Source organism: Leucobacter chromiisoli (genome assembly GCF_016522505.1).
In the GTDB taxonomy this organism is placed as follows: domain Bacteria; phylum Actinomycetota; class Actinomycetes; order Actinomycetales; family Microbacteriaceae; genus Leucobacter; species Leucobacter chromiisoli.
Map to the genome: position 1 here is coordinate 61,921 of NZ_JAEHOH010000020.1, position 12,102 is coordinate 74,022.

Annotated in this window: 9 protein-coding genes; 1 reads left to right on the top strand and 8 read right to left on the bottom strand. The window is 72.9% G+C overall.

Annotated elements, in window-relative coordinates:
* Positions 1 to 77: 77 nt before the first annotated feature.
* Positions 78 to 1,592, top strand: coding sequence for a glycerol kinase GlpK (gene glpK, locus JD276_RS13490; protein ID WP_200116184.1), 1,515 nt, complete (start codon positions 78 to 80; stop codon positions 1,590 to 1,592).
* 127 nt (positions 1,593 to 1,719) lie between these two features.
* Here glpK and gatB read toward each other — a convergent pair whose 3' ends face one another.
* The 8 genes from gatB to JD276_RS13530 all read right to left on the bottom strand — a co-directional run bounded on the left by gatB (position 1,720) and on the right by JD276_RS13530 (position 12,099).
* The gene (gene gatB / locus JD276_RS13495) at positions 1,720 to 3,234 is read right to left on the bottom strand and encodes an Asp-tRNA(Asn)/Glu-tRNA(Gln) amidotransferase subunit GatB (RefSeq protein WP_200116185.1); all 1,515 of its coding nucleotides are present in this window, start codon (positions 3,232 to 3,234) and stop codon (positions 1,720 to 1,722) included.
* The gene (gatA, locus tag JD276_RS13500) at positions 3,234 to 4,787 is read right to left on the bottom strand and encodes an Asp-tRNA(Asn)/Glu-tRNA(Gln) amidotransferase subunit GatA (protein WP_200116186.1); all 1,554 of its coding nucleotides are present in this window, start codon (positions 4,785 to 4,787) and stop codon (positions 3,234 to 3,236) included. The genes gatB and gatA overlap by 1 nt, the downstream gene beginning before the upstream one ends.
* Positions 4,788 to 4,801: 14 nt before the next feature.
* Complete coding sequence (gatC, locus tag JD276_RS13505; protein ID WP_200116187.1) at positions 4,802 to 5,137, bottom strand: Asp-tRNA(Asn)/Glu-tRNA(Gln) amidotransferase subunit GatC; 336 nt, start codon at positions 5,135 to 5,137, stop codon at positions 4,802 to 4,804.
* A 58-nt stretch (positions 5,138 to 5,195) separates the two neighbouring features.
* Entirely contained in the window at positions 5,196 to 5,831 is a 636-nt protein-coding gene (locus JD276_RS13510; protein ID WP_200116188.1) for a DNA-3-methyladenine glycosylase I, read from the bottom strand.
* 197 nt (positions 5,832 to 6,028) lie between these two features.
* Positions 6,029 to 8,470 (bottom strand): NAD-dependent DNA ligase LigA, encoded by a 2,442-nt coding sequence (ligA, locus tag JD276_RS13515; RefSeq protein WP_200116189.1) that lies wholly within the window; start codon positions 8,468 to 8,470, stop codon positions 6,029 to 6,031.
* Positions 8,467 to 9,654 (bottom strand): tRNA 2-thiouridine(34) synthase MnmA, encoded by a 1,188-nt coding sequence (mnmA, locus tag JD276_RS13520; protein WP_200116190.1) that lies wholly within the window; start codon positions 9,652 to 9,654, stop codon positions 8,467 to 8,469. Before mnmA ends, ligA begins: the two co-directional genes overlap by 4 nt.
* A 149-nt stretch (positions 9,655 to 9,803) precedes the next feature.
* On the bottom strand, positions 9,804 to 11,027 hold the full coding sequence (locus JD276_RS13525; protein ID WP_200116191.1) for a cysteine desulfurase family protein: 1,224 nt from the start codon (positions 11,025 to 11,027) through the stop codon (positions 9,804 to 9,806).
* A 97-nt stretch (positions 11,028 to 11,124) separates the two neighbouring features.
* On the bottom strand, positions 11,125 to 12,099 hold the full coding sequence (locus JD276_RS13530; protein WP_200116192.1) for a tetratricopeptide repeat protein: 975 nt from the start codon (positions 12,097 to 12,099) through the stop codon (positions 11,125 to 11,127).
* Positions 12,100 to 12,102: the final 3 nt, after the last annotated feature.

The following is a 12,102-nucleotide window of genomic DNA, read 5'->3' on the forward strand; positions in this document are numbered from 1 at the left end:
CCGTTCCCCTCCCCTAGGCTGGCAGGTGACGCGGTGCCGCGATCCGCCCACCGCATCCGTCTCGCGAAGGAGCTCCGATGCCCCGCTACATCATCGCCATCGACCAGGGAACCACCTCGACGCGGGCGATCGTCTTCGACCGCGCCGGCGGCATCGTCTCGGTCGGGCAGCAGGAGCACCGTCAGATCATGCCGCAGGCGGGCTGGGTCGAGCACGACCCCGTCGAGATCTGGAGGAACGTCCAGGAGGTCGTCGGGACGGCGCTCGGCAGGGCGGGCCTCACGAGGCACGACATCGCGGCTGCGGGCATCACCAACCAGCGCGAGACGACCGTCGTCTGGGACCGCCGCACGGGCGAGCCCGTGTACAACGCCATCGTGTGGCAGGACACCCGCAGCCAGAGCATCGTGGACCGGATCGCGGCGCGGGGCGGCGCGGACCGCTTCGCGCAGATCACCGGGCTGCCCCTCGCGACCTACTTCTCCGCCTCGAAGATCGCCTGGATCCTCGAGAACGTCGAGGGGGCGCGGGAGCGGGCCGAATCCGGCGATCTGCTGTTCGGCACGACCGACTGCTGGGTGCTGTGGAACCTGACGGGCGGGGTCGAGGGCGGCGTGCACGTCACGGATGTCACCAACGCGTCGCGCACCCTCTTCATGGACCTCGAGACCCTCGAGTGGCGTGACGACATCCTCGCCGAGTTCGAGGTGCCCCGCTCCATGATGCCGACGATCCGGTCGTCCTCGGAGATCTACGGCCACGCCGAGAGCTCCTCGCTGCTGCGGGAGACGCCGATCTCCGGCATCCTGGGCGACCAGCAGGCTGCGACATTCGGCCAGGCCGCCTTCTCCGCGGGCGAGAGCAAGAACACCTACGGCACGGGCTGCTTCCTGATCTTCCAGACCGGGGAGCAGATCGTCCACTCGGCGAACGGCCTCGTCACCACCGTCGGCTACCGGCTCGGGGACGAACCGGCCACGTACGCGCTCGAGGGGTCGATCGCCGTCACCGGATCCCTGGTGCAGTGGCTCAGGGATCAGCTCGGGCTCATCGACAGCGCCCCGGAGGTCGAGCGCCTCGCCGCCTCCGTCCCCGACAACGGCGGCGTGTACCTCGTTCCCGCCTTCTCGGGCCTGTTCGCGCCGTACTGGCGCCCGGACGCCCGGGGCGCGCTGGTCGGGCTCACGAGGCATTCCAACCGCGGGCACATCGCGCGCGCCGCGCTCGAGGCCGTCGCGTTCCAGACCCGGGACGTGCTCGACGCGGTGAACGCCGATGCCGGCGTGCCGCTCACGGAGCTCCGCGTCGACGGCGGCATGGTCGCCAACGACACGCTCATGCAGTTCCAGGCGGACGTGCTCGGCGTCCCGGTCGTGCGCCCCGTCGTCGCGGAGACCACCGCGCTCGGCGCAGCGTACGCCGCCGGCCTGGCGGTCGGGTTCTGGTCGGGCCCGGAGGAGCTGCGGGCGAACTGGCGAGAGGATCGCCGTTGGGAGCCCGCCATGGAGCCCGCCGAGCGGGAGCGTCAGCTGCGCCTCTGGAGGAAGGCCGTCACCAAGTCCATGGACTGGGTCGACGAGGACACGCGCTGAGCCGCGCGGGGTCCGGGAGGCCCCGGACCCCGCTCCGCTTCCCGCTATCCCGCCGCCGCCCCTCGCTCCGCTCCGTGGGCTGCCGCCGTGTGCGGCACCGCGGCGGGGCGGAAAGCTCCGCTTCCCGCTATCCCGCCGCGCGCTGCAGCACGAGCTCGCGCACGCGGGCCGCGTCGGCCTGCCCGCGCATCGCCTTCATGACGGCGCCGATGATGGCGCCCGCGGCCTGCACCTTGCCGTCGCGGATCTTGGCCAGCACGTCGGGCTGCTGGGCGAGCGCCGCGTCGACCGCCTCGATGAGCGCGCCGTCGTCCGACACGATCGCAAGCCCGCGGGCCGCCACGATCTCCTGCGCCGTGCCCTCGCCGTCGATAATGCCCTGGATCACCTGGCGCGCCAGCTTGTCGTTGAGGGTCCCCTCGTCGACGAGCGCGACGACCGAGGCCAGCTGGGCGGGCGTGATGAGGTCGGACGACACCGCGGAGCGCTCGTTCGCGATGCGTGCGATCTCGCCCGTCCACCACTTGCGCGCGGTCTGCGACGGCACGCCGGCGGCCACCGTCTCCTCCACCGCGCCGAGCAGGCCCGAGTTCACGACGTCCTGGAACTCCAGGGCGGTGAAGCCCCAGTCGGCGCGGAGGCGGCGGCGGCGCAGCGTCGGGTGCTCGGGCAGCTCGGCCCGGAGCTCCTCCACCAGCTCGCGCGAGGGCGTGAGGGGGGCGAGGTCGGGCTCGGGGAAGTAGCGGTAGTCGTCGGCGTCCGACTTCGGCCGCCCGGGCGAGGTCTCCCCCGTGTCCTCGTGCCAGTGACGGGTCTCCTGGACGATCGAGCCGCCGCCCTCGAGGATCGCGGCCTGCCGCTGGATCTCGTGGCGCACGGCCCGCTCGACGGACCGCAGCGAGTTCACGTTCTTCGTCTCCGTGCGGGTGCCGAGCGGCTGGGCCGGCCCGCCCGCTGGCACGCGGCGACGCAGCGACACGTTCGCGTCGCAGCGGATGTTGCCGCGCTCCATGCGGGCGTCGGAGATGCCGAGCGCCACGACGATGTCGCGGATCGTCGAGACGTAGGCGGCCGCGATCTCGGGGGTGTCGCCCTCCCCGCCGAAGATCGGGCGCGTCACGATCTCGACGAGGGGGACGCCGGCGCGGTTGTAGTCGACGAGCGAGTACTCCGCCCCCTGGATGCGCCCCGTCGAGCCGCCGACGTGATTCAGCTTGCCCGCGTCCTCCTCCATGTGCGCCCGCTCGATCGGCACGTGCACCACTCGTCCGGAGGCGAGCTCGATCTCGACGGAGCCGTCGTGGGCGATCGGGTCGTCGTACTGCGAGATCTGGTAATTCTTGCCCATGTCGGGGTAGAAGTAGTTCTTGCGGGCGAAGCCGGAGCGCTCCGCGATCTCGCAGCCGAGGGCGAGGCCCAGGCTGATGGAGTAGCGCACGGCCTGCTCGTTCAGCACGGGCAGCGAGCCGGGCAGGCCGAGGCAGACGGGGGCGAGATTCGTGTTGGGGTCGGATCCGAACACGTTGGGAGCGGTCGAGAACATCTTCGTCCGGGTGTTGAGCTCGACGTGCACCTCGAGCCCGATGACCGGTTCGAAGAGCTCGAGGGCCGCGTCGAAGTCCATGAGTGTCGTCTGGGCCATCAGCGGGCCGCCTTTCCGTTCGAGGCACCGTCGAGGGGCTGCGATCCGACGAGCGCCGGGGCCTGGGCCCAGAACGGGCCGCCGTCGCGGTCCCGGATCAGCTGCTCGATCGCCGAGCCCGCGCGGTACAGCCGGGCATCCTCGAACGCCGGGGCCATGAGCTGCAGACCGACGGGCAGCCCGTCCTCCGCGGCGGTGCCGATCGGCAGGCTGAGGCCCGGGATCCCGGCCAGGTTCGCGGGGATCGTGGTCGCGTCGTTCAGGTAGTCCTGCATCGGATCCCCCGCGTGCTCGCCGAGTCTCCAAGCGGTCGTCGGCGCGGTCGGCGAGGCGATCACGTCGACCCGTTCGAAGGCCGAGGAGAAGTCGCGCTGGATCAGGGTGCGCACCTTCTGGGCGCTGCCGTAGTAGGCGTCGTAGTAGCCGGCCGACAGCGCGTAGGTGCCGAGGATGATACGGCGCTTCACCTCGGGGCCGAAGCCCGCGGCGCGGGTGGCGCTCATCACGCTCTCGACGGTGCCTCCGCCCGCGGGCTCGACGCGCAGGCCGAAGCGGACGGAATCGTACTTCGCGAGGTTACTCGAGGCCTCGGCCGGCAGGATCAGGTAGTAGGCCGCGACCGCGTACTCGAAGTGGGGGGCGTCGATCTCGACGATCTCCGCGCCCTGCGCGGAGAGGAGCGCGAGCGCCTCCTCGAAACGCGTCCGCACCCCGGCCTGCACGCCGGAGGCCTGGAGCTGCTTGACGACCCCGACGCGCAGCCCCCTGAGTGAGGCGGGATCGGCGCCCCCGCGAGCGGCCTCGGCCATCGAGGGCCAGGCGAAGTCGAGCGAGGTGGAGTCGTGCACGTCGTGACCCGCGATCACGTCGTGCAGCAGGGCCGTGTCGAGCACGGTGCGGGCGCACGGGCCGATCTGGTCGAGCGAGGAGGCGAGGGCGATCGCCCCGTACCGGCTCACGCCGCCGTAGGTGGGCTTCACCCCGACCGAGCCGGTGACGGCGGCGGGCTGCCGGATCGAGCCGCCGGTGTCGGACCCGAGGGCGAGCGGCGCCTCGAAGGCGGTGACGGCCGCGGCCGAGCCGCCGCCGGAGCCTCCGGGGATGCGGTCGAGCGACCACGGGTTGCGCGTCGTCCGATAGGCGGAGTTCTCGGTGGAGGATCCCATTGCGAACTCGTCCATGTTGGTCTTGCCGATGGAGACCAGGCCGGCGGCGCGCGACCTGGCGACCGCCGTCGCGTCGAAGGGCGACATGTAGCCCTCGAGGATCCGGGAGCCCGACGTCGACGGCATGTCGGTCGTCACGAGCACGTCCTTCACCGCGAGCGGGACGCCCGCGAGCTCGCCGAGCTGCTCGCCCGCGGCGCGGCGCGCGTCGATGCCGCGGGCGGCGGCCAGGGAGGCCTCCGCGTCCGTGGCGAGGAAGGCGCCCACCTGCTCGTCGACCTCGGCGATGCGGTCGAGGTGCGCGCGCGTCGCCTCCTCGGAGGAGATCCCGCCCGAGGCGAGTTCCGCCGCGAGCTCCGCGGCCGTCAGCTGAATCAGTTCGCTCATGTCGTCGGAGCCCCTCACTGCTCTTCGCCGAGGATCGAGGACACCCGGAACATGCCGTCCGCGGCATCTGGCGCATTCGAAAGCGCCTGCTCGCGGGTGAGCACGTCGGCGACCTCGTCGGGCCTGGTGACGTTGTTCAACGGGATGGGGTGGCTGGTGGCCGGCACGTCGTCCGACGCCACCTCGCTCACCTTGGCGATGTTGGCGAGGATCGAGTCGAGCTCGGAGGTGAGCGACGCGGTCTCGGCATCGGTGAGGGCGATCCGGGCGAGACCCGCCAGGTGCTGCACGGTCTCCGCCGTGATCTCGCCCCTCGCCCCGCTGCTGTGTGCCGCACTGGTTTCAGACATGCTGCTCCATCGGAGTGGTGGGATTCTACGAACCCGTCCATCCTACCGGCGTCGCCCGTCACTCCCGTCGCGAGCCGTCCTCGTTCCAGAGCCCCGAGCAGCCCCGGCGGTGGCTCCCGACGAGGTGGGCGTCGACGATGCCGATCGCCGTCATCAGCGCGTAGACCGTGGTCGGGCCGACGAAGGCGAAGCCGCGGCGCTTCAGGTCCTTCGCGAGGGCGACGGACTCCGCCGAGGTGCTCGGCACCTCCTCATCGCGGAGCGGAGCGGGAGAGCGCTCCGGCATGTAGGACCAGACCAGGCCGCTCAGGCCGATGCCCTCCTCGCGCAGCCGCAGCGTCGCGCGGGCGTTGGCGATCGTGGCGTCGATCTTGCGGCGGTTGCGGATGATGCCCGCGTCGGAGAGCAGTCGCCGGACATCGGGCTCGCCGTAGGCGGCCACCGCCTCGGGGTCGAAGCCGTCGAAGGCCGCCCGGAAGGACTCGCGCTTGCGGAGCACGGTGAGCCAGGAGAGGCCCGCCTGGAACGCCTCGAGGCTCAGCCGCTCGAAGACCCCCGCCTCGGCGCGCACGGGCACGCCCCACTCGGTGTCGTAGTACTCGGTGAGCAGCGGGTCGGACGTGGCCCAGGCGGCGCGCACCGGCGCCTCCCCGGCCACGCGCCCGCGGGTCTCCGTCTTCGCCTGCTGGAACATGAGCGGCCTCCCTCTCTCGTGCCCCCTCGCCCGTCTGCAACGCCTTCGTTTCTCGTACCCCCGCCCGATGCGGGCCGGTGCGTTTCAGACTAGCGACGCCGCGCGCGCCGAGGAGCGGTTGCGCGGCATCTGTGGATAACTTCCCGGGAGACGCCCTTGGGGACGGCGGCCCGGCGCACCGTGCAGGCCGGGACCGCTCACGCGGTTCCGGCCGCGGAACCGGTTTCGGCATCCGCCTCGGCTTCGGCGTCGGTCCCCGGATCCCCCTCGGACTCCGGGGCCAGCCCGAGCGCCGCGGGCCCCTCGGTCACGAGCACCGCGAACTGCGCCGCGTCCAGCACCGGGATGCCGAGCTCCTCGGCCTTCGAGAGCTTCGACCCCGCTCCCGGCCCCGCGGCCACGTAGTCGGTCTTCTTCGACACGCTCGAGGCGGCCTTGCCGCCGGCCTGGATGATGGCCTCCTTGGCGCCATCGCGGGTGAAGCCCTCGAGCGAGCCCGTGGCGACGACGGTGAGGCCGGAGAGCACTCCCCCGACCTCCGCGGCCGCCCCGGGGCCGGGGTGCCCGGGCGTCGCCCACTGCACGCCGGCCGCCGCCCAGCGATCCACGATCTCGCGGTGCCAATCGACCTCGAACCATTCCTTCAGCGACTCCGCGATGATCCCGCCGACCCCCTCGACCTCCGCCAGCTCCTCGGCGCTGGCCGCGCGGATCGCGTCGAGCGAGCCGAACCAGTCCGCCAGCGCTCGCGCCGCCACCGGCCCGACGTGACGGATGTTGAGCGCGACGATGAGCCGCCACAGCGGCTTCGTCTTCGCCTTCTCGAGTTCGCTGAGGAAGGTCTCGGCATCCTTCGACGGGGAGATCACCCGGTGATCCTTGCGGAGCCCCGCCTTGCGCCGCTCGGCGGCGCTCAGCCCCTCGGCCTCCGGCGGATAGTCGAGGGACACCCGCTGGAACGGCCGGCGCCGCACGAGGTCTCCCGGGCTGCCGTCCGGCTTCGGATCCTCCCGCCGGGGCTCCCCCGTCTCGCCGTCGCGCACGACGACCTCGATCGGCACGAGCTGATCGATCGTCAGATCGAACAGCCCGGCTTCGGTGACGAGGGGCGGCTCGGCCGGGATCTCGGGCTGGGTCAGCGCGGCGGCGGTGATCTCCCCGAGCACTTCGATGTCGAGGGCGCCGCGGGATCCGATGTGCTCGACCCGGCCGCGCACCTGCGCGGGGCACGCCCTGGCGTTCGGACAGCGCAGGTCGATGTCGCCCTCCTTCATCGGCCGCAGCTCCGTGCCGCACTCGGGGCACGCCTCGGGCATCTGCCACTCGACCTCGCTGCCGTCGCGACGCTCCACCACGGCGCCGAGCACCTCGGGGATCACGTCGCCGGCCTTCCTCAGCACCACCGTGTCGCCGATGAGCACGCCCTTCGCCTTCACCACCTGCTGGTTGTGCAGCGTCGCCTGGCTCACGGTCGACCCGGCGACCTTCACCGGGGCCATGACCGCGTAGGGCGTGGCGCGGCCCGTGCGCCCCACGCCGACCCGGATGTCGAGGAGCCTGGTGTGCACCTCCTCCGGGGGGTACTTGTAGGCGATCGCCCAGCGCGGGGCCCGGCTCGTCTCCCCCAGCTCCGCGTGCAGCTCGAGCTCGTCGACCTTCACGACGATGCCGTCGATCTCGTGCTCGACGTCGTGACGGTGCTCGCCCCGATCCTCGATGAAGGCGACCACCTCGTCGATCGAGTCGAACACCCGCGAGTGCGGCGACACCGGCAGCCCCCAGGCGTCGAGCAGCCGGTAGGCGTCGGACTGGTTCTCGAAGGCGGGGTGCGACCAGGCGCCGATGCCGTGCACGTAGAGGGAGAGCCTGCCGAGGCGGTCCCGCATCAGCGCGAGCTCGGCGGCGGTCTTCTTCTCGGCCCGCTGCCTGAGGCTGCCCGCGGCGGTGTTGCGGGCGTTCGCGAACTCGGGGTATCGCACCGGGATCTGATCCTCGGAGCGGCCCCTCGCGGCCTGCTCGCGCGCGAACTCGGCCTGCAGCTGGTGCTGCCGCGCGTTCAGCGCCTCGAAGTCCTCGCTGGTGAGGAACACCTCTCCCCGCGCCTCGAAGAACTCGGGGATGCCCTCGCCCTCGAGCCGCCGCGGGATGACGGGGATGAGGTCGACGTTCTCGGTGATGTCCTCGCCGACCCGGCCGTCCCCGCGGGTGGTCGCGGTCTCGAGCTCGCCGTCGCGATAGGCGAGGCTGATCGCGAGCCCGTCGATCTTGAGCTCGCTCAGCCACCGCACCGGCCGGCCGGCCGCCAGCCTCGTCTTCTCGGCCCACTCGCGGAACTCGTCGATCGAGAACACGTTGTCGAGGCTGAGCATGCGCTCGGCGTGCTCGTGCTCGGGGAACCCCGCGGAGACGATGGCGGCGCCCACCTGCTGCGTCGGACTGTCCTGGCCGGCGAGCTCGGGGAAGGCCTGCTCCACGGCCTCGAGCCGGTGGATCAGCGCATCGTACTCCGCGTCGGAGACGAGGCTCGTGGCCTCGGAGTAGTAGGCCAGCCGGTAGCGCTCGATGTCGGCGGTGAGGCGCTCGGCCTCGGCGCGCGCGGCGTCGAAATCGGCGGGGATCTCGTCGGGGTTCGTGTTCACGCCTCAAGTCTAGGAGCGGCCGTCGTCATCCGCTCGGGCGACTCCGGCAGTGCGCGGTCGATCGTGAACTGCCCGAGCACGCGCGTGCCGACGTAGAGCACCGCCGTCTGCCCCGGGGCGACGCCGAGCAGGGGCTCGGCGCGCTCGAGGTCGACGTCCACCACGACCTCGTGCGTGGCGCCGTCGCGGTGCTGCTCGGTGCGTTCCTCGTCGGGGATCGGCGCGAGGCGAGCGGTCGCCGGCACCGGGTCGGCGTGCGCGCGGATCTGGACCTCGCAGTCGAACGGGGCGCTCACGTCGAAGCCGGGCTCCCCCGCCCAGCTGTAGCGCCCGCCCGCGATGCGCGCGATCGCCAGCCGCTCCTTCGGCCCCACGACGACCTCGTTCGACACGGGCCGGATCGAGAGCACGTACCGGGGCTTGCCGTCGGCGGCGGGGCGGCCGAGCTGCAGGCCCCGGCGCTGCCCGACCGTGTAGCCGTTCGCCCCGTCGTGGCGGCCGACGACCGCGCCCCCCTCGTCGAGGATGTCGCCGGGCGCGCGCTCGAGGTGATCCGAGAGCCATCCCCGCGTGTCGCCGTCGGGGATGAAGCAGATGTCGTGGCTGTCGGGCTTCTGCGCCACCTGGAGGCCGCGGCGTTCGGCCTCCGCGCGCACCAGGTCCTTGGAGGGCGTGTCGCCCAGCGGGAAGTAGCAGTGCGCGAGCTGATCGCTCGTGAGCACCCCGAGCACGTACGACTGATCCTTCGCCCAGGCGCTCGCCCGGTGCAGCTCCCGCCCGGCGGAACCGCCCCGCAGCGTCGCGTAGTGCCCCGTCGCCACCGCGTCGAAGCCGAGCGCGACCGCCTTGTCGAGCAGTGCCGCGAACTTGATCTTCTCGTTGCAGCGCATGCAGGGGTTGGGGGTGCGCCCCGCCTCGTACTCGGCGACGAAGTCGTCCACCACGTCGGCCTTGAATCGCTCGCTGAAGTCCCACACGTAGAACGGGATCCCGAGCAGGTTCGCCGCGCGGCGCGCGTCCATCGCGTCCTCGATCGTGCAGCAGCCGCGCGAGCCCGTGCGCAGCGTGCCGGGCATGCGGCTGAGCGCCAGGTGCACGCCCACCACCTCGTGACCGGCCTCGACCGCGCGGGCGGCCGCCACCGCGGAGTCCACCCCTCCGCTCATCGCCGCCAGAATCTTCACCCGACCAGTGTACGGGCCGCCTCGCCGCGAGACGTGCAGGGAGCGGCTCCGGGGCGCCCGCCAGAGGAAGATCCGCCGTCAGCGGAACCGAAACCGCGTTCGGCGCACCGCTGCAGGCAGATCTTCCTCCGCAGGCAGGCTCGGGGCGGTCAGCTGAGCCCGGCGGCGCGGGCGCGGGCCACGGCGTCGGGCAGCGCGGCGAGCAGCGCGTCGACCTCCGCGTCGGTCGTGCCGGCCCCCACCGTGAGGCGCAGCGCTCCGGCCGCCTCCTCCTCGGGGATGCCCATCGAGCGCAGCACGTGCGAGGTGCGGACCACGCCGGCCCCGCACGCCGAGCCGACCGAGGCGGAGATGCCGGCCGCGTCGAGCAGGAAGACGAGCGAGTCGCCCTGGCAGCCGGGGAATGTGAAGTGGGCGTTCGCCGGGATGCGCCGAGGCTGCTCGCGATCCTCGTCCCCCGCGGGGTCGCTGCCGCGCAGCACCGCGTCGGGCACGGCCGCCCGCACCCCGGCGACGATGCGGTCGCGCAGTCGGCGCAGGTGGGCGACGCGAGCCGGATCCGGGGTCGCGCGCCCCGAGGTGACGAGCGCGAGCGCCCGCGCGAAGGCCACCGCGGCGGCCGCGTTCTGGGTGCCCGAGCGGGATCGCTGCTGCGAGCCGCCGTGCAGGATCGACATGGCCTCGGTGCGCCGGCCCAGCATCAGCGCGCCGATGCCGACGGGGCCGCCGATCTTGTGCGCCGAGACGCTGAGCGCCGCCGCCCCCGAGGCCGCGAAGTCGACCGGCACCTGCCCGAGCGCGGCGACCGCATCGACGTGCACCGGCACCCCGCAGGCCGCGGCGACCGCGCACAGCTCGGCGACGGGCCACACGCTGCCGACCTCGTTGTTCGCCCACATGATCGACACCAGGGCGACCCGCTCGGCCCCCTCCTCGGCGAGGGCCGCGGCGAGCACCGCCGGCTGCAGCACCCCCTCGGCGTCGGTCGGCAGCCACCGCACCTCGGCGCCCTGCTCGCTCTCCAGCCACTCGGCTGCCTCGTTCGTCGCACTGTGCTGCCCCTCGGCGATGAGCAGCACCGGCCCGATGCCGGCCTTCCGACGCGACCAGAAGATGCCCTTCAGGGCGGTGTTGATGGACTCGGTGCCGCCGCTGGTGAGGATCGTCTCGGCCGGATCCCCGCCGAGCGCCCGCGCGATCGTCTCGCGGGAGCGCTCCAGCGCCTCGCGCGCGATCTGCCCGTGCCCGTGCGTCGAGGACGGGTTGCCGATCGCGCGCAGCGCCTCGACGTAGTCGTGCAGCACCGGCTCGGGCATCGGGCAGGTCGCCGCGTGATCGAGGTAGGCGCGGGTGCGCGGCTCCTGGACGGTCATGACGCTGGCCCTCTCGCTCGGGCGGATCGGATGGGGCGGCGCGGTCCGCGGCCCCCGCAGCCGGGGCTCCCGCGGACCGGGCCGAGGATCCGGCGGATCAGTAGAGCAGGTTGGCGAGCCTGCCCCGCGCGGCGATCACTCGGGGATCGGCGACGCCGACGACCTCGAAGAGCTCGAGCAGGCGCTCCCTGATGCGGGCCCGATCGGCGTCCTCGCGGTTCGCCTCGAAGAGCTCGAGCAGGCGCAGGAAGGCGTCCTCCACGTGCCCGCCGGAGACGTCGAGGTCGGCGACGCGCATCTGGGCGTCGACGTCGGAGGGGGCTGCGGCGGCTCCGGCCCGGATCTCCTCAGCGGAGAGGCCCTCCAGTCGGTGCAGCAGGCGCAGCTGCACGAGCGCCGCTCGGGCCTCGGCGTCGGCCGGGGCCTTGGCGAGCACCGCCTCGTACTCCGAGATCGCGGTCGCGTAGTCGCCGCGCTCCGCTGCCTCGACCGCGGCCAAGTGCGCCGGCGGGATCTCGGGCTCGGCGGGCGCCTCCGGCGCGCCGTCGAGGTCCGGCGCGCTCACGCGGCCGGCGACGCCCTGCTGCTCGGCGAGCTCGATCAGCCGGTCGAAGAACTCCCGCACCTGCGGCTCGGGCAGCGCACCCTGGAACAGCGGCACGGGTCGCCCGCCCACGATGGCCACGACGGTCGGGATCGACTGCGCCTGGAAGGCCTGGGCGAGCCCGGGGTTGGCGTCGACGTCGACCTTCGCGAGGACCACCCGACCCCCGGACTCCCTCGTCACCCGCTCGAGGATCGGGCCGAGCGTCTTGCACGGCTGGCACCACTCGGCCCACAGGTCGACGACGATCGGCACCACGGTCGAGAGCTGGGCGACCTGCTCGAAGGTCTGGTCCGTGACGTCGAGCACGACCGAGGGGACGTCGACGACCTGGCCGCCCCCGCCCGGTGCGCCGCCCTGCGGGCCCCCGCCGCCCGCAGCCTCGCCGCGAGGGCTCTGCGCGCGCGCCGCGAGGTGGCTGAGGTCCATGCCCCCGCCGGGGATTCGTTCTGGTATCTGCTGGGTCATGTC

Coding starts and splice junctions, on each gene's coding strand:
- glpK (WP_200116184.1), top strand. CDS start 78: ATGCCCCGCTACATCATCGCCATCGACCAGGGAACCACCTCGACGCGG.
- gatB (WP_200116185.1), bottom strand. CDS start 3,234: ATGGCCCAGACGACACTCATGGACTTCGACGCGGCCCTCGAGCTCTTC.
- gatA (WP_200116186.1), bottom strand. CDS start 4,787: ATGAGCGAACTGATTCAGCTGACGGCCGCGGAGCTCGCGGCGGAACTC.
- gatC (WP_200116187.1), bottom strand. CDS start 5,137: ATGTCTGAAACCAGTGCGGCACACAGCAGCGGGGCGAGGGGCGAGATC.
- JD276_RS13510 (WP_200116188.1), bottom strand. CDS start 5,831: ATGTTCCAGCAGGCGAAGACGGAGACCCGCGGGCGCGTGGCCGGGGAG.
- JD276_RS13525 (WP_200116191.1), bottom strand. CDS start 11,027: ATGACCGTCCAGGAGCCGCGCACCCGCGCCTACCTCGATCACGCGGCG.
- JD276_RS13530 (WP_200116192.1), bottom strand. CDS start 12,099: ATGACCCAGCAGATACCAGAACGAATCCCCGGCGGGGGCATGGACCTC.